Origin of the sequence: Escherichia sp. MOD1-EC6819, assembly GCF_002965765.1 — a bacterium.
Lineage (GTDB): Bacteria > Pseudomonadota > Gammaproteobacteria > Enterobacterales > Enterobacteriaceae > Escherichia > Escherichia ruysiae.
The window spans coordinates 26,305-45,525 of the sequence record NZ_PTRG01000004.1; the positions used below are offsets into that span (position 1 = coordinate 26,305).

Consider the following 19,221-nt stretch of genomic DNA (forward strand, 5'->3'; position numbering starts at 1 on the left):
CTGGATATGTTTATCTGTCCCGGCCTGTTGAATCAGGCAAGGAATAGTTAAATACAATAGAGAGGATTGTTTATGGACAATAGCACCATTTCTCTACAGGAGTTGCTCGACTGCATTTCCAAGCTTCGGGATGATGTAAATGCCCTTACTGTCGCATTTTCATATCTGGCATTCTCAATTCCCAAGGAACAAATGCAACCAACACTGGCATCGCTCCAGCTTGAATCACTCAACCCCAAATGGTCCCAGCAACAACAAAATTCTTTCAAGTGGCTGGCGGTATTACTGGAAGAAAAATATGCTGGTGAAATTACCATTTCGGCGGAGTCTTCAGTGAACCAGTAATTCTTCCCGGCAGTTTTCCTTTGTAGGTTATCCACACACCCTGCGCCTCTAAAATTATGGGGCGCTTTTCCGGTGACTGCTCATCCCCTTCACATAACCCTGCAGCAACATCCAGGAAGACCTGTCTGATGCTCCTTCTGGCTGCTGCCTCATAAAACTCCAGCGCGGCACCTTCAACACGGTCCAGCGAGATGTCCAGGTCTAAAATTTCACCGTCAAAGCGTTTTTTGTCCCGTAACGCTAAAGTTACCGTAACTTTATTCTCAAAATTGCGGATCCCTTTCACAATCAGTTCATAGTTTTGAGTCATTGAATTACTCTCCCCGTGCAGCCTTACGCTTATCTTCTTTAATCTTGAAATAAAGATTTGTCAGATACGTCAACAGGCCAAACACCAGACTACCCAGCACACCTATTGCTGCCCACTGTGAGGGCGTGACTCTATCGAGCAACTGTAAAAACCAGTAGCCAGCACTGCCTGCGGAGGTGCCATAGGCGACACCTGTTGTTAACTTATCCATGGATTTCATAACCCCCACCTCGCAGATGCGGGCGCTGTGTAATGGAAACAAAAAATGGCCACCAGCGGCCCGTAAAAAACACCCCGTCAAAAGCACCGGCATCCGCAGATGCCCTTTGCGTGGCGTTATTTGATGCGCGCCAGGTGTGGCGCAAAGAAATGAAATAAGACTTATCGAAAATTAAGGTTAATTTGATGATTTAAACCACTTCTGAAGCTTAGTAGTATGAACATGTCCCCAGAAGGGGCCAATACTTATTATTCTTCATGGACTTTGTCCCGCGGTCTTAATCCGACGACCGCGCTACTTTTCACCCTCTCGCAAATTGCTATCTAAAGGACGTTGTCCCACGAGTATTCCTGTATGCTCGTGTCTTTTTTTGTCCTGAGAAAGGAATAAAAAAAACCGCCAGATATGGCGGTTGGTCAATGCAAGGGATGAATTTTTTAATTGTTATTAAACCGAGGCGTCGGGTGCCTCCCGAAGTATTCCGTGCTGCATGGATACTGTGGTTTCCCGCTAAACCGACTCTTTAAACCACCCTCGCACTGAGGAGCGCCTCTGTGGTGCTTTTACAACACCAAAATGATGCATCACCGACCCTGCCAGGAAATACAAAATCTCCACCGATAATGCACCATTCTGCTGCCGTAAAAAATTAGCACTGAGGCTACACCCGGCCTCAAATCATAGCCAGAGAACAGAATGCTTTTTCAAAACAACCTGCTCCCACGTAATAAAAAAATACGCCAGTGCCGTAATACAATAAGGCTTGTTTTAAATGCTGGAGCGGGTAGCGGGAATCGAACCCGCATCATCAGCTTGGAAGGCTGAGGTAATAGCCATTATACGATACCCGCATATGGTGCCGACTACCGGAATCGAACTGGTGACCTACTGATTACAAGTCAGTTGCTCTACCTACTGAGCTAAGTCGGCATTGGTTCTTCAGGGGAGCGATATCACCGAGCGATATCACCGAGCAAAGAAGAGTTCCCCCTCAGAACCGTTTTCGATGATACGATTTAATATTCCAATCGCAACAACACTTTGCGTCAAGCTATGTAAATTTATTTATGTATTTTTATTTTATGTGAACATTTCACCTTCACTTAAAATATACGCGACAATATATAAACAAATTTATTTTGAAGGCAATATTAAATGTCGTTTCTTATATCACACCATAATAACAACAAAACCCGCTTGATGGCGGGTTCTATTAAAGTTTAATTGCGCTTGATTCGCCTCGCGATACAGCTTTGCGAAGCGTAGCAAAATTGAAGCAGTTTACGCGTAAAAAATCAAGCCGTTTTTTGAGCGAATGATTCTCGCATGGGAATGTATAGCGCATACTCAGCAACGGCCAACCAATTAGCAATTCGCTTTTCGCATGTGCTAAAACACCACTCTGGGTGTGCATCATTTAGCAATTCAGCCATTTTGCGTTTGGTCATCCCCCGCCCCTCATACCGTTGCCGAAGGACGCTAATCAATCCTGGATGCTCTGCCAGCACCTCACTTATGACCCGATCAATACATAACGCCTCTGCATCAGTACAATGCGCCAGCCAGCTCTTTTGCTTGCCGTTGATCATCTCTCTCAAAAACGCTTCCAGCTCAGCTTTCTCTATTCCCGCTTTTTTCATTCTGCGCAGGGCTTCATTGATGGCTGTTTTCGTCAATTTTTTGGATGCCAACAACTGATTGAACATATTTCCTGACCTGCCACCGCCAATATACGACCAGCGCCCCCACATACGCAGTTTGCCCTGAATCCAGACACTTTCCAGCGTGGCGAGACGAAGGTGTTCTCCGCTTTTTCCTGTATTCGTTGGGTAAATCACAAATATCCCTCCTTTCTCCAGATTTCTTGTGTGCGAAAAACACCTTCTGCATGCATCAGGCGTAATTCTTCTTTGGTGTAATCGCTGGTTTTTACCCGCCCGTCGATTAGATCGTGGCATGAGCTACAGGCAATCGCCGCCTGCATATCGTGTGGTTTTGTCGCTATTCCGCACGTTCCCGCCAGTCGGTAATGCGCCAGCACAGACGTTTCCGGATCGTGATTGCAGTAGCCAGGAATTCTGACGGTGCACATCTGCCCCCGCGCCGCTTTACGTAAATCCACCATTACGCAAACTCCAGCAGCTGCGCGGCCACATTTTCGACTTGTTCCGGAGAGGAAAATTTACGGAACAGAATCCAGTTCCACAGCACATTCAGAACAGATTTATAAACCTGCTGAAACTCGGTTTCGTCCATATTCGCAAAAGCGATGGATTTCGCCCGACGCCCATGGCTACCGTCCGGATAAAAATGTTCGGTGTAAAATCCAGCCTGAATGGTTACCCACTCGCGAAAAGCCTCAAACGACTTTAGCAATGCCGTATCCCGAGTTCTGCGTGTCGCAACTGTATTCAGATATTGCTCTGCGGCATCACTCAGGGCTGGCGTGTGTTCCCGACCAACTGATTCGCACAGGTAATCAACGAAACCAGACAGCAGTTCTCGTTCGCGAGGCGTGATCGCCCCACCGACCGGAGTCCAGTAATCGAATCCCAGTTGCAGGAGTTTGAAAAAACGCTTGTGGAATGCGTAGTTACGCACACGCTTAAAGTCTGCGTGTATCCACTCACCTATTTTGATTTGATGCAGAAAATCGCAACTCTCCGGCGTCGCCGGGAGAAGTAAACCAGAAGAAGTTTGTTTGACCAGTTGTATATGCGCCATTTCTCAATCTCTCGATGGCGCAGTGCAGCAGATGCCAGTTGTTCAGGCTGACGTATAAAGTATAAATAAACTGGTTCCAGTGTAAAGCCCCCACCTTAATGGAATAAAAACCAAACAACAGATTGCTGGGATACAAACAACGCTTATTATTAAAAGTGGTTAAACAAATTAAATTTTAATGTTATGCAAATTTGTCAGATCACCATAATATCTCATTTGAAAACCGCTGAAATAACAACCCTATCAGGGTTAATCATATTAAGGTGAGTAAATATGGAAAACAACAAATCTGCACATTACGTTCCTTTTTTATCTGTAATACTTTTTGTTTTATGCTGTGCGTGGGCATTATTTTTATAAAAATATTTACAGATGAAGTAAACCCGCCAATCAGGTTAACTGTGGCTGCGTTGAGGATGCATAATACATCAGAGGTTGCGGGGATTTCTCCCCGCTGGTCCTCTTACTCCCCAAGTTCGTAAGCTTTGAAGACAGCGACCTCCGTCTGGTCGGTTCGGATTCGTACCTCGCAGAGGTCTTTCCTTGCAACCTGCACCGTCATAATAACGGTAAATGTTGAATCGTTCGTAAATTAATCTATACAGATTATTATATAGCTCTCATTACGATTTTGATTACTCTCACTTAAAAATACCGAAAGATACATGATCTTTCGGTAAAGATTGAATTACTTACATTTATTATTTAAATAGACCCTTATGTACTGATCGAGCAGTTTACCTAATTGTTTATTAACTTCGTCATGTTTTTGCGGGCTTCTCATTTTTGACAGATGCCTTTCAAGGAACTTAGAGGGTAACTTCACAACTAATTTATTATGATTATCATAAATTTCTTTTACCCACGTAAGCTCTTTATGTTTTTCTAAATTCTCTGTGTGATCTCTATTTATGATAAAAGCTATCCGCCCATAGTCTTTAAACAAATAGGAATTTACCTGTCTATATTCTGCAGCACCTAATGTTTTATAGTTTTTCACTTCAAAAACAACTTGCCGTGTCTGATAATCTGTCAGAATTCTCTTCCAAACTGGAGTGTCAGCTATATTTGTCGCTATAATATCTCTTTGCTGCAACCCATTTTTATTGGGATGCAACTCAATGTTTGTTAAATTCGTAGCAAATAGTAACTTTATAGTTTTGAGCGCCCATGCTTCAAAATCGACAGCACCTTCAGGTCCTTCAGGTATATTATGTAGTTCTTGGAGCAACGAACCGATTCGTTGTTTCCTCTGCTCTTCGGAAACAGAGCTGACCTCAATATCATATTCATCATGAATATCATCAGCAGCATCGGGAGTCATCTCTGATTCATGAACACTTAATGCTAGCCAGTAGCATGGATGCAATAGCAATTTTGAATCTGGTGTAAATTCTTTTTCAGGTTCCTTACCGTCATGGCAAAATACATATGAAGATGACTGCTGGTTATACAACCCAATAAATCCAACACTGTAAAGTCGTTGAATCACCTGGATTGGCCCTTCAAAAAGAAGTAAATCCTGCATTTTCATCTTGTCAATAACGCCATTGAGATCAAGGGCATATTGTATCTTAGATGACGCTTCAGAAACACTGTAGTAAGGTTTGCTATTAGCAAATTGCGATGTAAATATATCTAATGCAGGAAATACATTCTCATATTCTTTTAACAAATCATTGAGTCTATTTTGTGAAATAGTATTCGCTGTTGCTTGAATGTCATCAATGACAATACGATTACGATCATGTGTGTTTGCTCGCAAGAATGCATTATTTAACAAAACCAAAATATCTCTTGGCCTATATAGAGTCAGTTTCAATGTTTCTTTAAAACCGGTATTAGACTGTAATTCATTTGCGGTGTAAGCATTCCACACCCTCGTGTTGTTCTCAATGGTTGAGTTAAAAGCGACCCTCATTCTATTGCATACAAGATTAAACAAGTTATATTCATCCCAATGTAATCTCAGTACTTGCCCTTCAATATTTCGAGTAAAATCAGGGTCCATTTTTGATATGGCTCGATGAATATTATCTCTAACAAATGCAAAGGCAATAACCTTTTCATTCATATTTTGTTTTATATCAATCACAGCCTGAATGAAACCATCAACTATTGCAACACCAAGATTATCCGGTGTATAGCCTTCATCAAGCCTATCAGCAAAAATAACAAATTGATTATTTGACTTCGAAATTGCTTCTTCTATCACCTCTTCCAATAAGTCAAGTTCAAATTTATCGGATAGTTCGGCTATTCTTGTAGCTGGTTTTATATTTTTGTTATCATCGAGAATAGCGTTCAATTTTTTTCTTATTTTGCTACTTATATTTTGTCTCTTCGGTCCCCAAGATAATAAATGCGACTCTACACTTTTGTAGTCAAGATCGTTTTTCATCTTGTAATGACTTGCGATCTCAGAAAGCAGCTCCATATAAATAGCATATCGCCATGCTAACTTGCTACCGGCTTTTATATGTAAGTAATTTTCACCAAATAAAGAAATAACATCCCTTAATCCAATAATTTGTTCTTCAACCGGACTAATAGTCATCACATAGGTTTTTGGCTTAGCATGCCAATGTTTGGAAAGCATATGCACCAGAGCACTTTTTCCTGTTCCTCTGCGGCCAACAATGATGCATCGATCGTAGGATTCGAGAAGAGCTTTATAATCAGTTGTTTGCCAAAATGAAGCTTCCAACATCTTTTCGTCATGTTCAGCTCGGATATCCCCAAGAATATTACCTTTCATCCAGATTCCTTTTTAACCCATTGAGGTGACAGCACAAATAGTATCTTAACACCTGATGATTTCATCAGAACCTGATAAATAGACGTGATATAAATATGACTAAGATCACATTTCATGAAAAAATTCGACGAGTTTATATTAACTGCAGCGAATACAAATCACCGCAGTTTTCATTACCCCTATCTGAAGAACTCTGCACAACCGATCATATTGGTCACAACTGCAGCAGGATGACTCATATAATCAGGAGTATTTATTTCTCCATACCTGCTGCAATAACTTTATGGACAATATCCCAGTGCTTGTTCAGCTCCCGCAGCGCGGCGCAGACTCGCTCCCACTTCTGGACATGATTCTTCGCCCTACGCAGTTCGCGGTTTGCCATATGCAGCGATGGCAAAATCAAATCATCTTCTCGCGTTGCAGTAAACGATGGCAGCGACTGCACAATGTCCGCTACAGTTTCTGTTTTAATATCTTCCTGTGTTGCATCTTTCTGTACCGGTAACGCAACACCTGCTGGCTGAGGAAAGGCTTTAAAATCAGTTTCCGTTACCGATGCAGCTTTCGGCTCTGCTGGTAAATTATCGCCCGGTATGCAGTAACGAAATTTACCGTTCTGGTTTACGCGAATCAGGCGTCCTTTGCTGATTGCCATTGCCAGCGTTGAAGCAACTTTGCGGGATGTTGTACCGAACAGCGTAGCCAGTTCATCCGCCGTTTGTGGTCCGCGTTGTTCAATCGTCGCGGTTAAATCGCACTCTGAGATTTTCACTACAGTTGCCGTGGTGGTTTCTTCCGGCAGTTCTGCCTGCATTGGCTGTTCCTGCTGAACGTTGTTATCAGCCACACGCCAGGTGTACGCGCTTTTATCAACGAAACCAGCTTTTTTCAGTTCCCATAGTTCGTTCAGCACTGCTTCACGACTGATATCAAGTCGCGCAGCAAGTTCTATGGATGTGGCTTTTCCCATTGCTTTCAGTGCGTCAAAAACAGTCTCCATAAAAATTTCCTCCCGGTAAAAATTACTTCTCAATTCCTAGCTGACCAACATTCGGACGCCAGCTCTCCCAGTTAAAATTCACCCATCGCCCGCCGTTCATGGTCATGCGATCCATAATCCGCTCGCCGAGCAATGTTTTCATGGCCTCATAGTTCAGGTTTGTCAGCATCCCCACGCTACGCATCGACGCTGTCCGGCGATCAACAATCTGGTGCAGCACCACCTGCTCGTTTTTCGTCTCGCGCTGAATGCCAATTTCATCAAGAACCAGCAGATCCACTTCGCACAGTTCCCGCAAAAATTTTTCGCCTGACTGCCCATCGTCATAGCTGGCGTGCAGGGCACTCATAACATCAGCCACGGTAACCACAATCACTGTCTGACCGTCTTTCAGCAGGCGATTCCCGATAGCTGCCGCTAAGTGGTTCTTCCCGGTACCAGGTTTTCCGCTGAACGCAAAATTTGTACACCCGGTCATCAGTTCATCAGCGATGGATTTCGCCTGACTCAACGCGTATCGCTGCGCTTCGTTCTGCACCTGGTAATTCGAAAACGAGCATTTGCGGTGCAATGGCTGGATGCCAGAGCGATTCAGAATTTTTTCCACCCGCAACTGACGATTCTGACGGTTGATCTCCTCACAACGTTTCTGGCCTTCGGAAAGTTGCCACTCGCGCCACTCCGCTACCGTCTTGAATGGCGCGGTTACATGTGACGGGGCCAGTCTGCGGATACGTTCAAGAACGTCGCCTGTCGCAATATTTTTCATGGACAGTTACCCCCTGAAGCCTGGCGGGATCGCACTATCCGGTAACGAGACGGTGTTAACCTGTCGGAGTAACGTCTCAGGTCGAACACCTTTCGGCGCGAACAAGCCCTGGTATTCATTGGCGATGCTGTGTCTAATCACCTGCTCAGGTGAAAAACCCTGCTGGCGGAATTTTTCCAGCTCCCGTATCGCCCCGTTAGCGCCCTGCTCCGTTCGAATCGGTTTTCGCAATGCCTGGCGAAATTCAACCCACTCACGCCAAAGCGAGACAGAAATCCAGTTCGGCAAAGCAATATCCAGAGGGTCAAACTTTTTGACACCTAGATTCCCCCGGGGGGGATTTAGGGGGGGATCTGTTTTTAGATCTTTATCTGTATCTTTATTAGTTGCCTTTGTGTTGACATCATGTTCAAACACCACTTCAACATCTGTTTGAACACCTGTTAAATTTCTCTCTTGTTTTGTTTGAACATCTGCTTCCTTTCTGCTTCTTCTGGCCTGAACAGATGCTTTTCCTGCGGCTGATTTTTTGGTTAATTTTTCCCTGACTGATGCCAGATCTTCCTCAATCCGAAGATGCACCCATTCCTCGCCGTTATCGCAAAAAAACTCCTGCAAGGATGGTTCAACATCAGCCCATCGCTCGTTAGTCAGACGGGCAATTTTTGCCAGCCTGTTTTTAGGTATTGGCTTTCCTGTTTGCCAGTAATTGAACATCAGCAACAAATACGCACCATGCTCCTCTGCTGACAAATGCATGGTGTCAGCCAGGTAATCAGCTATGTACAGTTGCATGTATGGTAATGCGGCCATAATTGCCCCGTATGATGCTGCCCGGTGGCTTAGAATAAGCACAAACAGCATGAAAACTTTTGCTTAATGAACAATGACAGAATCGTCGGAAGACCCGCCGCCGCTGAAATGCGCTTTCCGGTAAACGGCTTGGACTGCATCATCATGCGCATCAATTGCCGTACTTAACGCTTCCTGCGCCGCCAGTAATGCACGGCGTTCCAGGGTATCGAAGATGCAGAGTCGGTGACGCAGCTCGCGCGGAAGGATTGCCAGAATTGCTGGGATCAGCTTCTGAATTTTTTCCCTTTGCGCATTCGTTTCACCTTTCAACCAACGGTGATAGATATTCTGCTGATTGTTCCAGTCCTTGCCTGGAACCAGGGGCAATTCGCCGCCCCCCTGGCGCAGATATTCTTCAGTAATTGCATTGGCTACCCATGCCTGCCCTTTTTCGGCTGCCAGGGCAAACAACACCGATTCGATGTGCTCATGCTTGATTTTCATGAATCATTTGCCTCTTGATGTTTCAGGTATGATCAAATGAGGATTTGTTACTGTCATTTAGTTGCTTCACTGACATATTCTGCGAACAACATGCCGAACGTCGTAAATATGACCAGTCAATATCAGGACGAAGTTCTTCGCACAGCACCTCACCTCTTGTTGCACGTTCAATTGCTGGACATCTCTCGGCAGGCAATTGACGTACCCCTTTGATCCATTGATTTACGCTTGGAGGTGATACACCTAAAAGCCTAGCCATTGCTGTTTGCCCACCGACAACAGCACAAGCTTGCTTGAATGAATAGTTCTCTTTTTTCATCGAATGAACTCCAAAAACACACAGAGATATTAGGCGACGCCTAATACAAATGTCAATAGGCTATGCCTAATACAATGAGAGTAGGGATTGCCTAATGCAATGAGCATAGGAGAATATTAAGCAATGCTTAGTGGTAAAGACTTAGGCCGAGCGATAGAGCAGGCCATTAACAAAAAAATCGCATCGGGATCCGTCAAATCAAAGGCGGAGGTCGCACGCCACTTCAAAGTCCAACCACCATCAATCTATGACTGGATTAAGAAAGGCTCCATAAGTAAAGATAAACTTCCAGAATTATGGCGTTTCTTTGCTGATGTTGTTGGTCCAGAGCATTGGGGGCTTAACGAATACCCCATACCAACCCCCACCAATCCAGATACAAAAAGTGAACTTTTAGATATAAACAACCTTTATCAAGCAGCCTCTGATGAAATAAGAGCGATTGTAGCTTTCCTGTTATCTGGAAATGCTACAGAACCAGATTGGGTTGACCACGATGTTCGCGCCTACATAGCAGCGATGGAAATGAAAGTGGGTAAGTATCTGAAAGCTCTAGAATCTGAACGGAAAAGCCAGAACATCACAAAAACTGGAACTTAAACTTATATGGTCTGACGGAAAACTCCTGGATTCCGTTATTTAACCCCCCCATCACTTTCTCCAGTCGCCATCACCTATTAGGTTACGCTTAAAACATTAGGCATAGCCTATTGACAATCAATTAGGCATTACCTATAGTTCCAGCATACCACCCAACCCGCCCCACAGAACGCCGGGCAATACTTCGAGTTACCAGGCAGTGGTCAGGGGTTAAGTAGCCAGCCCGAGGCGTATGAACATGACGGCGGGATTCAAATTTTGCAGTGCAGCAGTTAGTTCCGCCACCCGGCGTTAAGGGGATAGATAAGATGGTGCATTACGAAGTAGTTCAGTATTTGATGGATTGTTGCGGTATCACTTACAACCAGGCTGTGCAGGCTTTACGCAGCAACGACTGGGATCTCTGGCAGGCAGAAGTCGCTATACGTAGCAACAAGATGTGAGATTCGCAAAATGCAAAAAATCGACCTCGGCAACAACGAATCCCTGGTGTGCGGCGTGTTCCCCAACCAGGATGGAACGTTCACTGCCATGACGTATACCAAAAGCAAAACATTTAAAACCGAAACTGGTGCGCGCCGATGGTTGGAGAAGCACACAGTAAGCTAACGATTAAAACGTCTACTCCTGCTGTTCCAGAATAACTTCATAAAATGGGAGTATTTTTCGGTGACGAGATAATAAGAACAGTTTGCGCTATCACTCTGATGTTGAATGATGCCCTTCCGTTCTAATTTTTTCATAACCGGGTTACGGCAAGGAGAAGTGATAATAAGATTTCCTGTTTTAAGGAAATCTTTAAATACAGCGATTTCTTTCTCAGATAAACGAAGCAATACTCGTTGCTCTGGTAGTAATGAATAATGCTTTTGAATATGTGCTCGCAATCTTGAGAAGGAAATGGCGACCACGAAAGAAAAGGCAAAAACGATAATCTGAAAGAGCCAAGGTATTTCAGTATAAGCATTGAATGCGACAGTAAACTCTTTCGGTATCAGCCAGAGAGTGAGACCAAAAATGATAATCGTATACATAAGTCTTTCGAGTGGCTCGTTAGCAAAAAGTTTCAACAATGGAGTAAATACATCCAACATATCAATAACTCTCAACTGTAAGGGTATTGAAATGTTAACACAAGCTCTCGCTGTAGGGGTATAGCCGAGACCACCGAAGCCCGGAGGTGGTGAAATAAAACCGGGCACAACACGAAGGCGCATTTCCGATATCCATAAAGAGTCGGTCTTGTCTGTTAAATTTAAATGGTGGGAGTGCGCCTCCGGTTGTAAATAACGACATTGCTGTGTGTAGTCCTGGCGGCATCAGTTTTTTTCTTGAAGTTCGGCTGATGTCCGCCCTTTTTAAAGTGAATTTTGTGATGCGGTGAATGCGGCTAAGCGCACGTGGCACAGTTAAAAGTCATGTTAGTCCTTATTGGTTTGGGTGGGAAAGCCGACTGTAATTGTTAACTGGTTGCAGTCACCTGGAGGCACCAGGCACCGCATCAACAAAGTTCATTTGTAAAAATGGAGATAATTATGATTGCACATCACTTCGGAACTGATGAAATACCACGTCAGTGTGTGACTCCTGGTGACTATGTTCTTCATGAAGGCCGGACATATATTGCCTCGGCAAACAATATTAAAAAGCGAAAACTTTATATTCGTAACCTGACCACAAAAACATGCATTACTGACTGCATGATTAAAGTCTTCCTCGGTCGTAATGGTTTACCTGTAAAGGCGGAGTCATGGTGATGACTAAGAAAATAAAATGTGCTTACCACCTTTGCAATAAAGAAATTGAAGAAAGCAAAAGTATTAAAAGACCACTTCATTTCATGCGTGGAGTTATCCAAACGACGGAAATGAAAAAATATTGTAGTGAAAGTTGTGCCGAAAAAGACCAGATGGCACACGAACTTTAATTAACTGACTATGCGAAACTGAATTTATGCCAGCAATGGCAGGGACTCGCTCAACCTTAATTAAGGAGAAAACATGATTACCAGTTATGAGGCCACTGTTGTAACTACTGATGACATTGTTCACGAGGTTAATCTGGAAGGAAAGCGTATTGGCTACGTGATTAAAACAGAAAATAAAGAAACCCCATTCACTGTGGTTGATATCGACGGTCCATCAGGCAACGTTAAAACACTTCACGAAGGTGTCAAAAAAATGTGCCTGGTGCATACCGGAAAGAATCTGCCCGCAGAAAAAAAAGCCGAATTTCTGGCAACTCTAATTGCAATGAAATTAAAAGGTGAAATCTGAAAGAAATAGCCTGCGTATGGCGCAGGCTATGAACAGTGTGTATCCGGCAAGATCATTCACTGAACAAAACGAATTTTAATCTGAGTTGAGGTTAAAAAACAATGAGCACAAAACCACTCTTCCTGTTACGGAAAGCGAAAAAATCATCCGGTGAACCTGACGTCGTCCTGTGGGCAAGCGACGATTTTGAATCGACCTGTGCCACTCTGGACTACCTGATCGTTAAGTCAGGTAAAAAACTGAGCAACTATTTTAAAGCTGTTGCCACAAATTTTCCTGTCGTTAATGACCTTCCCCCTGAAGGTGAGATCGATTTTACCTGGAGTGAACGCTATCAACTCAGCAAAGACTCCATGACATGGGAACTAAAACCGGGAGCAGCGCCAGACGACGTTCACCACCAGGATAATGCTCAAGAAACCAACGAACTGGCGGGAGGCCAGGAAGAAAACGCGCAGGCAGACGCCCACGAGGATTGCCAGGATTGCGAAGTCTCTGTAGCCACTTTGCGGTTCACACAGCGTCTTCTGCACATTTTTACGTATGCGGCCGGGGATCGGAAATACCTGCATCATGCCACCCGAGAACAACGCGAACACATTACTGCTCTTGAGATGGATCAGGAAAACAGCTATGTCCAGAATCTGCTGTTGGCCATACGCGGCATGGCAGAACCGACAACTCTGGATAATGCCGCCCTGCTCCACCTGACTGATGCAATTAAGGCAGTTTTCTCTATCACTAAAAAACATCAGCCCTATGAATTTAAGAATTTCATTTCAGCCTGGCTGGATACCGAACACATTGATCGCGGTCTTCTGACAAAAGAATGGCGAAAAGGGAATCGTGTTTCACGCATCACTCGCACGGCTTCCGGTGCTAATGCTGGCGGCGGGAACCTCACAGATCGCGGCGAAGGTTTCGTCCACGATCTGACGTCACTGGCGCGCGATATAGCCACTGGCGTACTGGCCCGTTCAATGGACGTGGACATCTATAACCTTCATCCGGCACACGCTAAACGCATTGAGGAAATTATCGCTGAAAATAAACCGCCCTTTTCTGTTTTCCGCGACAAATTCATCACCATGCCTGGCGGGCTGGATTATTCCCGCGCCATCGTGGTTGCGTCCGTGAAAGAAGCACCAATTGGGATCGAGGTCATCCCCGCTCACGTCACTGCATATCTGAACAAAGTACTGACTGAAACCGATCATGCCAACCCTGATCCGGAAATCGTGGATATTGCCTGCGGTCGCTCCTCTGCCCCGATGCCGCAGCGAGTAACAGAAGAAGGAAAACAGGATGATGAAGAAAAACTGCAACCATCTGGAACAACGGCAGATGAACAGGGAGAGGCTGAAACAATGGAACCGGACGCAACTAAACATCATCAGGACACGCAGCCGCTGGATGCTCAGTCACAGGTAAATTCTGTTGATGCGAAATATCAGGAACTGCGGGCAGAACTCCATGAAGCCCGGAAAAACATTCCATCAAAAAATCCTGTCGATGCCGATAAATTGCTTGCTGCATCACGTGGTGAATTTGTTGACGGAATTAGCGACCCGAACGATCCGAAATGGGTTAAGGGGATCCAGACTCGCGATTCTGTGTACCAGAACCAGCCAGAAACGGAAAAAACCAGCCCGGATATGAAACAACCTGAGCCAGTAGTGCAACAGGAACCGGAAATAGCCTGCAATGCCTGCGGCCAGACTGGCGGGGATAACTGCCCTGACTGTGGTGCGGTGATGGGCGACGCAACAAACCAGGAAACATTCGATGAAGAGAATCAGGTTGAAGCTAAGGAAAATGATCCGGAGGAAATGGAAGGCGCTGAACATCCGCACAATGAGAATGCTGGCAGCGATCCGCATCGCGATTGCAGTGATGAAACTGGCGAAGTCGCAGATCCCGTAATCGTAGAAGACATAGAGCCAGGTATTTATTACGGAATTTCGAATGAGAATTACCACGCAGGTCCCGGTGTCAGTAAGTCTCAGCTCGATGACATTGCTGATACTCCGGCACTGTATTTGTGGCGTAAAAATGCCCCCGTGGACACCACAAAGACAAAAACGCTCGATTTAGGAACCGCTTTCCACTGCCGGGTACTTGAACCGGAAGAATTCAGTAACCGCTTTATCGTAGCACCTGAATTTAACCGCCGTACAAACGCCGGAAAAGAAGAAGAGAAAGCGTTTCTGATGGAATGCGCAAGCACAGGAAAAATGGTTATCACTGCGGAAGAAGGCCGGAAAATTGAACTGATGTATCAAAGCGTTATGGCTTTGCCGCTGGGGCAATGGCTTGTTGAAAGCGCCGGACACGCTGAATCATCAATTTACTGGGAAGATCCTGAAACAGGAATTTTGTGTCGGTGCCGTCCGGACAAAATTATCCCTGAATTTCACTGGATCATGGACGTGAAAACTACGGCGGATATTCAACGATTCAAAACCGCTTATTACGACTACCGCTATCACGTTCAGGATGCATTCTACAGTGACGGTTATGAAGCACAGTTTGGAGTGCAGCCAACTTTCGTTTTTCTGGTTGCCAGCACAACTATTGAATGCGGACGTTATCCGGTTGAAATTTTCATGATGGGCGAAGAAGCAAAACTAGCAGGTCAGCTGGAATATCACCGCAATCTGCGAACCCTGGCTGACTGCCTCAATACCGATGAATGGCCAGCTATTAAGACGTTATCACTGCCCCGCTGGGCTAAGGAATATGCAAATGACTAAGCAACCACCAATCGCAAAAGCCGATCTGCAAAAAACTCAAGGAAACCGTGCACCAGCAGCAATTAAAAATAACGACGTGATTAGTTTTATTAACCAGCCATCAATGAAAGAGCAACTGGCAGCAGCTCTTCCACGCCATATGACGGCTGAACGTATGATCCGTATCGCCACCACAGAAATTCGTAAAGTTCCGGCGTTAGGAAACTGTGACACTATGAGTTTTGTCAGTGCAATCGTACAGTGTTCACAGCTCGGACTTGAGCCAGGTAGCGCCCTCGGTCATGCATATTTACTGCCTTTTGGTAATAAAAACGAAAAGAGCGGTAAAAAAAACGTTCAGCTAATCATTGGCTATCGCGGCATGATTGATCTGGCTCGCCGTTCAGGTCAAATCGCCAGCCTGTCAGCCCGTGTTGTCCGTGAAGGTGACGAATTTAATTTCGAATTTGGCCTTGATGAAAAGTTAATACACCGCCCAGGAGAAAACGAAGATGCCCCGGTTACCCACGTCTATGCTGTCGCAAGACTGAAAGACGGAGGTACTCAGTTTGAAGTTATGACGCGCAGACAGATTGAGCTGGTGCGCAGCCAGAGTAAAGCTGGTAATAACGGGCCGTGGGTAACTCACTGGGAAGAAATGGCAAAGAAAACAGCTATTCGTCGCCTGTTCAAATATCTGCCCGTATCAATTGAGATCCAGCGTGCAGTATCAATGGATGAAAAGGAACCACTGACAATCGATCCTGTAGATTCCTCTGTATTAACCGGGGAATACAGTGTAATCGATAATTCAGAGGAATAATTCAGTCTGGCGGTGTAATGCACCGCCAACTTGAAATATTTTTTATGAGAAAAATTATGAGATATGACAATGTTAAACCATGTCCATTTTGTGGTTGTCCATCAGTGACGGTGAAAGCCATTTCAGGATATTACCGAGCGAAGTGTAACGGATGCGAATCCCGAACCGGTTATGGTGGAAGTGAAAAAGAAGCACTCGAAAGATGGAATAAACGAACCACTGGAAATAATAATGGAGGTGTTCATGTATAAAATTACCGCCACTATTGAAAAGGAAGGTGGCACTCCTACTAACTGGACAAGATATTCAAAATCTAAACTAACGAAATCAGAATGCGAAAAAATGCTCTCAGGTAAAAAAGAAGCAGCCGTTTCCAGAGAGCAGAAAGTAAAACTGATAAATTTTAATTGCGAGAGACTTCAGTCCTCGTGAATTGCATTGTATTCAAATTAAAACTTCATAGCTGATTATTAATAATCAACATCGGGCGTCAATTTCAGTCTAACATTGGCGCCTGCCAGAGGTGATGCGATGGCACAAGTAATCTTTAATGAAGAGTGGATGGTTGAATACGGCCTGATGCTTCGCACTGGTCTGGGGGCCAGACAAATTGAAGCATACCGCCAGAACTGTTGGGTGGAAGGCTTCCACTTCAAACGAGTATCTCCTTTAGGGAAGCCAGACAGTAAGCGAGGGATTATCTGGTACAACTATCCAAAGATAAATCAGTTTATCAAAGACTCATGATATGTCTAAATTACCAACAGGTGTCGAGATTAGAGGTAGATACATTCGCATCTGGTTCATGTTTCGAGGAAAACGATGTCGGGAAACATTAAAAGGCTGGGAGATTACAAACAGTAATATTAAAAAGGCCGGAAATTTAAGATCGCTGATAGTTCATGAAATAAACTCCGGTGAATTTGAGTATTTAAGACGTTTTCCCCAGTCCAGCACTGGGGCAAAAATGGTGACAACGAGAGTCATAAAAACGTTCGGAGAACTTTGTGATATCTGGACAAAAATTAAAGAGACAGAGTTAACAACAAACACAATGAAGAAAACGAAATCACAATTAAAAACACTCAGAATAATAATTTGTGAGAGTACCCCGATATCACATATTCGTTATAGCGATATCTTAAACTACCGGAATGAACTGCTGCATGGAGAAACGCTTTACCTGGATAATCCAAGATCCAACAAAAAAGGAAGAACCGTGCGCACAGTTGATAACTATATCGCCCTGCTCTGTTCGCTGTTGCGTTTTGCGTATCAGTCGGGATTTATATCAACCAAACCATTTGAAGGAGTAAAAAAATTACAGCGAAACAGAATAAAGCCTGATCCGTTATCTAAAACAGAATTCAATGCATTAATGGAAAGTGAAAAAGGACAGAGCCAGAACTTGTGGAAATTTGCCGTTTACTCAGGACTTCGTCACGGGGAACTGGCAGCTCTGGCGTGGGAGGATGTGGATCTCGAAAAGGGAATAGTGAATGTCAGAAGAAACCTGACGATACTTGATATGTTCGGTCCCCCAAAAACAAATGCCGGGATCCGGACAGTAACACTACTGCAGCCTGCTCTTGAAGCACTGAAGGAGCAATACAAACTGACCGGGCATCATCGCAAAAGCGAAATCACTTTTTATCATCGGGAGTACGGCAGAACCGAAAAGCAAAAACTGCATTTTGTTTTCATGCCCAGAGTGTGTAACGGAAAACAGAAACCTTATTACTCGGTAAGCAGTTTGGGTGCGAGATGGAATGCAGCAGTAAAACGTGCTGGTATTCGCCGCCGTAATCCGTACCATACGCGGCATACTTTTGCCTGCTGGCTGTTGACGGCAGGAGCGAACCCGGCGTTTATAGCCAGCCAGATGGGGCATGAAACTGCGCAGATGGTGTATGAAATTTACGGTATGTGGATTGATGACATGAACGACGAACAGGTAGCCATGTTGAATGCGCGGTTATCGTAGTTGCAAAGTTTGCCCCCAATTTGCCCCATTTAGTACCAGAGAACTGAAATAATGAAAGAAAATCAACAAATTACAAAGAAAGAACAATACAACCTGAACAAATTGCAAAAACGTCTGCGTCGTAACGTAGGCGAAGCCATTGCTGACTTCAATATGATTGAAGATGGCGATCGCATTATGGTTTGCCTCTCCGGTGGTAAGGACAGCTATACCATGCTGGAGATTTTGCGTAATTTGCAGCAAAGTGCGCCAATCAGTTTTTCGCTGGTTGCCGTTAACCTCGACCAGAAACAACCTGGCTTCCCGGAACACGTTCTGCCGGAGTATCTCGAAAAGCTGGGCGTTGAGTACAAGATTGTTGAAGAGAACACTTACGGTATCGTGAAAGAGAAGATTCCTGAGGGCAAAACTACCTGCTCACTGTGCTCTCGTCTGCGTCGCGGTATCCTTTACCGCACTGCAACGGAGCTGGGTGCGACGAAGATCGCGCTGGGTCACCATCGTGACGATATCCTGCAAACGTTGTTCCTGAATATGTTCTACGGCGGCAAGATGAAAGGTATGCCGCCGAAACTGATGAGCGATGATGGCAAACATATCGTGATTCGTCCGCTGGCCTACTGCCGCGAAAAAGATATTCAACGTTTTGCCGATGCGAAAGCGTTTCCGATTATTCCGTGCAACCTTTGCGGTTCACAGCCTAACCTGCAACGTCAGGTGATTGCCGATATGCTGCGTGACTGGGATAAGCGTTATCCGGGGCGAATTGAGACGATGTTCAGCGCGATGCAGAATGTTGTGCCGTCTCATTTGTGCGATACCACTCTTTTCGATTTCAAAGGCATTACCCACGGTTCCGAAGTGGTTAACGGCGGTGATCTGGCGTTTGATCGCGAAGATATCCCACTACAGCCTGCGGGCTGGCAGCCTGAAGAAGATGAGAATCAGCTGGATGAATTACGGCTGAATGTGGTTGAAGTGAAATAACCAGGATAGCGCCCGATGCGCAAGATTATCGGGCAACTGTTGTTTAGGCCGGATAAGACGCAACCAGCGTCG

26 protein-coding genes, 2 tRNA genes and 1 pseudogene are annotated in these 19,221 nt (G+C 44.8%); 14 read left to right on the forward strand and 15 right to left on the reverse strand.

Annotated features, from left to right (window positions below; genetic code table 11):
- The first annotated feature begins 72 nt into the window (after positions 1-72).
- The gene (locus A7Z06_RS06040) at positions 73-345 is read left to right on the forward strand and encodes a hypothetical protein (RefSeq protein ID WP_000370546.1); all 273 of its coding nucleotides are present in this window, start codon (positions 73-75) and stop codon (positions 343-345) included.
- Here the strand turns inward: A7Z06_RS06040 and A7Z06_RS06045 are convergent.
- From A7Z06_RS06045 to ydaS, 14 genes and pseudogenes are all read right to left on the reverse strand, one after another.
- Positions 311-655, reverse strand: a complete 345-nt coding sequence (locus A7Z06_RS06045) for a YdfR family protein (protein WP_000193293.1) — start codon at positions 653-655, stop codon at positions 311-313. The genes A7Z06_RS06040 and A7Z06_RS06045 overlap by 35 nt on opposite strands.
- A 4-nt stretch (positions 656-659) precedes the next feature.
- Positions 660-875 (reverse strand): phage lysis protein EssD, encoded by a 216-nt coding sequence (gene essD / locus A7Z06_RS06050; protein ID WP_000839599.1) that lies wholly within the window; start codon positions 873-875, stop codon positions 660-662.
- A gap of 776 nt (positions 876-1,651) precedes the next feature.
- Positions 1,652-1,726 (reverse strand) — tRNA-Gly (locus A7Z06_RS06055).
- Between the two features lie 3 nt (positions 1,727-1,729).
- Positions 1,730-1,805 (reverse strand) — tRNA-Thr (locus A7Z06_RS06060).
- A gap of 365 nt (positions 1,806-2,170) precedes the next feature.
- Positions 2,171-2,713 (reverse strand): DUF1133 family protein, encoded by a 543-nt coding sequence (locus A7Z06_RS06065; RefSeq protein ID WP_000640107.1) that lies wholly within the window; start codon positions 2,711-2,713, stop codon positions 2,171-2,173.
- Complete coding sequence (locus A7Z06_RS06070; protein ID WP_000228023.1) at positions 2,710-3,000, reverse strand: DUF1364 domain-containing protein; 291 nt, start codon at positions 2,998-3,000, stop codon at positions 2,710-2,712. Before A7Z06_RS06070 ends, A7Z06_RS06065 begins: the two co-directional genes overlap by 4 nt.
- Entirely contained in the window at positions 3,000-3,599 is a 600-nt protein-coding gene (locus tag A7Z06_RS06075) for a DUF1367 family protein (protein WP_000940314.1), read from the reverse strand. Before A7Z06_RS06075 ends, A7Z06_RS06070 begins: the two co-directional genes overlap by 1 nt.
- Before the next feature lie 463 nt (positions 3,600-4,062).
- Positions 4,063-4,170: pseudogene (locus tag A7Z06_RS06080) on the reverse strand (Hok/Gef family protein); the annotation flags it as partial.
- A 117-nt stretch (positions 4,171-4,287) separates the two neighbouring features.
- Positions 4,288-6,357 carry a P-loop ATPase, Sll1717 family gene (locus tag A7Z06_RS06085; RefSeq protein ID WP_032182078.1) on the reverse strand — a complete coding sequence of 690 codons (2,070 nt, stop codon included), beginning with the start codon at positions 6,355-6,357 and terminating at the stop codon, positions 4,288-4,290.
- 253 nt (positions 6,358-6,610) lie between these two features.
- A complete protein-coding gene (locus tag A7Z06_RS06090; protein WP_021565077.1) occupies positions 6,611-7,360 on the reverse strand; it encodes a DUF1627 domain-containing protein in 750 nt (249 codons plus the stop codon).
- 22 nt (positions 7,361-7,382) lie between these two features.
- Entirely contained in the window at positions 7,383-8,129 is a 747-nt protein-coding gene (locus A7Z06_RS06095) for an ATP-binding protein (RefSeq protein ID WP_077526806.1), read from the reverse strand.
- Positions 8,130-8,135: 6 nt separating this feature from the next.
- Entirely contained in the window at positions 8,136-8,993 is an 858-nt protein-coding gene (locus tag A7Z06_RS06100) for a YdaU family protein (protein ID WP_077526804.1), read from the reverse strand.
- Between the two features lie 12 nt (positions 8,994-9,005).
- On the reverse strand, positions 9,006-9,428 hold the full coding sequence (locus A7Z06_RS06105) for a toxin YdaT family protein (RefSeq protein WP_001551045.1): 423 nt from the start codon (positions 9,426-9,428) through the stop codon (positions 9,006-9,008).
- Between the two features lie 22 nt (positions 9,429-9,450).
- Positions 9,451-9,747, reverse strand: coding sequence for a toxin YdaS (ydaS, locus tag A7Z06_RS06110; RefSeq protein ID WP_001551044.1), 297 nt, complete (start codon positions 9,745-9,747; stop codon positions 9,451-9,453).
- Between the two features lie 123 nt (positions 9,748-9,870).
- On the opposite strand from ydaS, the gene racR reads away from it, so the two are divergent.
- The 3 genes from racR to A7Z06_RS06125 all read left to right on the forward strand — a co-directional run bounded on the left by racR (position 9,871) and on the right by A7Z06_RS06125 (position 10,956).
- Positions 9,871-10,347 carry a DNA-binding transcriptional repressor RacR gene (racR, locus tag A7Z06_RS06115; RefSeq protein ID WP_001551043.1) on the forward strand — a complete coding sequence of 159 codons (477 nt, stop codon included), beginning with the start codon at positions 9,871-9,873 and terminating at the stop codon, positions 10,345-10,347.
- 263 nt (positions 10,348-10,610) lie between these two features.
- Positions 10,611-10,790, forward strand: a complete 180-nt coding sequence (locus A7Z06_RS06120) for a hypothetical protein (protein ID WP_001326317.1) — start codon at positions 10,611-10,613, stop codon at positions 10,788-10,790.
- A 10-nt stretch (positions 10,791-10,800) separates the two neighbouring features.
- On the forward strand, positions 10,801-10,956 hold the full coding sequence (locus A7Z06_RS06125) for a YdaF family protein (protein ID WP_001169151.1): 156 nt from the start codon (positions 10,801-10,803) through the stop codon (positions 10,954-10,956).
- On the opposite strand, the gene A7Z06_RS06130 is transcribed toward A7Z06_RS06125, so the two are convergent.
- A complete protein-coding gene (locus tag A7Z06_RS06130) occupies positions 10,953-11,441 on the reverse strand; it encodes a superinfection exclusion B family protein (RefSeq protein ID WP_001312793.1) in 489 nt (162 codons plus the stop codon). The two genes, A7Z06_RS06125 and A7Z06_RS06130, sit on opposite strands and share 4 nt — an antisense overlap.
- A 441-nt stretch (positions 11,442-11,882) precedes the next feature.
- Between A7Z06_RS06130 and kilR the strand changes: the two genes are divergently transcribed.
- From kilR to ttcA, 10 genes are all read left to right on the forward strand, one after another.
- A complete protein-coding gene (gene kilR / locus A7Z06_RS06140; protein ID WP_000560221.1) occupies positions 11,883-12,104 on the forward strand; it encodes a killing protein KilR in 222 nt (73 codons plus the stop codon).
- A complete protein-coding gene (locus A7Z06_RS06145; protein WP_001551041.1) occupies positions 12,104-12,274 on the forward strand; it encodes a YdaE family protein in 171 nt (56 codons plus the stop codon). Before kilR ends, A7Z06_RS06145 begins: the two co-directional genes overlap by 1 nt.
- A 73-nt stretch (positions 12,275-12,347) precedes the next feature.
- Positions 12,348-12,623, forward strand: coding sequence for a hypothetical protein (locus A7Z06_RS06150; RefSeq protein WP_001314664.1), 276 nt, complete (start codon positions 12,348-12,350; stop codon positions 12,621-12,623).
- Between the two features lie 101 nt (positions 12,624-12,724).
- The gene (gene recE, locus A7Z06_RS06155; RefSeq protein ID WP_087601734.1) at positions 12,725-15,376 is read left to right on the forward strand and encodes an exodeoxyribonuclease VIII; all 2,652 of its coding nucleotides are present in this window, start codon (positions 12,725-12,727) and stop codon (positions 15,374-15,376) included.
- Positions 15,369-16,178 carry a recombination protein RecT gene (gene recT / locus A7Z06_RS06160; protein ID WP_077526798.1) on the forward strand — a complete coding sequence of 270 codons (810 nt, stop codon included), beginning with the start codon at positions 15,369-15,371 and terminating at the stop codon, positions 16,176-16,178. The genes recE and recT overlap by 8 nt, the downstream gene beginning before the upstream one ends.
- Before the next feature lie 56 nt (positions 16,179-16,234).
- A complete protein-coding gene (ralR, locus tag A7Z06_RS06165; RefSeq protein WP_001317028.1) occupies positions 16,235-16,429 on the forward strand; it encodes a type I toxin-antitoxin system endodeoxyribonuclease toxin RalR in 195 nt (64 codons plus the stop codon).
- A complete protein-coding gene (locus tag A7Z06_RS06170; protein ID WP_001551036.1) occupies positions 16,422-16,610 on the forward strand; it encodes a DUF1187 family protein in 189 nt (62 codons plus the stop codon). The genes ralR and A7Z06_RS06170 overlap by 8 nt, the downstream gene beginning before the upstream one ends.
- Positions 16,611-16,709: 99 nt before the next feature.
- On the forward strand, positions 16,710-16,925 hold the full coding sequence (gene xisR, locus A7Z06_RS06175; protein WP_000079604.1) for an excisionase XisR: 216 nt from the start codon (positions 16,710-16,712) through the stop codon (positions 16,923-16,925).
- A gap of 1 nt (position 16,926) precedes the next feature.
- On the forward strand, positions 16,927-18,162 hold the full coding sequence (locus A7Z06_RS06180; RefSeq protein ID WP_000040859.1) for a site-specific integrase: 1,236 nt from the start codon (positions 16,927-16,929) through the stop codon (positions 18,160-18,162).
- A 51-nt stretch (positions 18,163-18,213) separates the two neighbouring features.
- Positions 18,214-19,149 carry a tRNA 2-thiocytidine(32) synthetase TtcA gene (gene ttcA, locus A7Z06_RS06185; protein ID WP_000662471.1) on the forward strand — a complete coding sequence of 312 codons (936 nt, stop codon included), beginning with the start codon at positions 18,214-18,216 and terminating at the stop codon, positions 19,147-19,149.
- The last annotated feature ends 72 nt before the right edge of the window (positions 19,150-19,221 follow it).

What these genes read in the sequence shown, in the direction of transcription:
- A7Z06_RS06075 (WP_000940314.1), bottom strand. Translation starts at nt 3,599, where the DNA reads ATGGCGCATATACAACTGGTCAAACAAACTTCTTCTGGTTTACTTCTC.
- A7Z06_RS06130 (WP_001312793.1), bottom strand. Translation starts at nt 11,441, where the DNA reads ATGTTGGATGTATTTACTCCATTGTTGAAACTTTTTGCTAACGAGCCA.
- A7Z06_RS06090 (WP_021565077.1), bottom strand. Translation starts at nt 7,360, where the DNA reads ATGGAGACTGTTTTTGACGCACTGAAAGCAATGGGAAAAGCCACATCC.
- essD (WP_000839599.1), bottom strand. Translation starts at nt 875, where the DNA reads ATGAAATCCATGGATAAGTTAACAACAGGTGTCGCCTATGGCACCTCC.
- A7Z06_RS06100 (WP_077526804.1), bottom strand. Translation starts at nt 8,993, where the DNA reads ATGCTGTTTGTGCTTATTCTAAGCCACCGGGCAGCATCATACGGGGCA.
- A7Z06_RS06085 (WP_032182078.1), bottom strand. Translation starts at nt 6,357, where the DNA reads ATGAAAGGTAATATTCTTGGGGATATCCGAGCTGAACATGACGAAAAG.
- A7Z06_RS06150 (WP_001314664.1), top strand. Translation starts at nt 12,348, where the DNA reads ATGATTACCAGTTATGAGGCCACTGTTGTAACTACTGATGACATTGTT.
- ttcA (WP_000662471.1), top strand. Translation starts at nt 18,214, where the DNA reads ATGAAAGAAAATCAACAAATTACAAAGAAAGAACAATACAACCTGAAC.
- A7Z06_RS06180 (WP_000040859.1), top strand. Translation starts at nt 16,927, where the DNA reads ATGTCTAAATTACCAACAGGTGTCGAGATTAGAGGTAGATACATTCGC.
- A7Z06_RS06125 (WP_001169151.1), top strand. Translation starts at nt 10,801, where the DNA reads ATGCAAAAAATCGACCTCGGCAACAACGAATCCCTGGTGTGCGGCGTG.
- A7Z06_RS06105 (WP_001551045.1), bottom strand. Translation starts at nt 9,428, where the DNA reads ATGAAAATCAAGCATGAGCACATCGAATCGGTGTTGTTTGCCCTGGCA.
- A7Z06_RS06070 (WP_000228023.1), bottom strand. Translation starts at nt 3,000, where the DNA reads ATGGTGGATTTACGTAAAGCGGCGCGGGGGCAGATGTGCACCGTCAGA.
- A7Z06_RS06145 (WP_001551041.1), top strand. Translation starts at nt 12,104, where the DNA reads ATGACTAAGAAAATAAAATGTGCTTACCACCTTTGCAATAAAGAAATT.
- A7Z06_RS06170 (WP_001551036.1), top strand. Translation starts at nt 16,422, where the DNA reads ATGTATAAAATTACCGCCACTATTGAAAAGGAAGGTGGCACTCCTACT.
- ralR (WP_001317028.1), top strand. Translation starts at nt 16,235, where the DNA reads ATGAGATATGACAATGTTAAACCATGTCCATTTTGTGGTTGTCCATCA.
- recE (WP_087601734.1), top strand. Translation starts at nt 12,725, where the DNA reads ATGAGCACAAAACCACTCTTCCTGTTACGGAAAGCGAAAAAATCATCC.
- A7Z06_RS06045 (WP_000193293.1), bottom strand. Translation starts at nt 655, where the DNA reads ATGACTCAAAACTATGAACTGATTGTGAAAGGGATCCGCAATTTTGAG.
- xisR (WP_000079604.1), top strand. Translation starts at nt 16,710, where the DNA reads ATGGCACAAGTAATCTTTAATGAAGAGTGGATGGTTGAATACGGCCTG.
- A7Z06_RS06040 (WP_000370546.1), top strand. Translation starts at nt 73, where the DNA reads ATGGACAATAGCACCATTTCTCTACAGGAGTTGCTCGACTGCATTTCC.
- ydaS (WP_001551044.1), bottom strand. Translation starts at nt 9,747, where the DNA reads ATGAAAAAAGAGAACTATTCATTCAAGCAAGCTTGTGCTGTTGTCGGT.
- A7Z06_RS06095 (WP_077526806.1), bottom strand. Translation starts at nt 8,129, where the DNA reads ATGAAAAATATTGCGACAGGCGACGTTCTTGAACGTATCCGCAGACTG.
- recT (WP_077526798.1), top strand. Translation starts at nt 15,369, where the DNA reads ATGACTAAGCAACCACCAATCGCAAAAGCCGATCTGCAAAAAACTCAA.
- racR (WP_001551043.1), top strand. Translation starts at nt 9,871, where the DNA reads ATGCTTAGTGGTAAAGACTTAGGCCGAGCGATAGAGCAGGCCATTAAC.
- kilR (WP_000560221.1), top strand. Translation starts at nt 11,883, where the DNA reads ATGATTGCACATCACTTCGGAACTGATGAAATACCACGTCAGTGTGTG.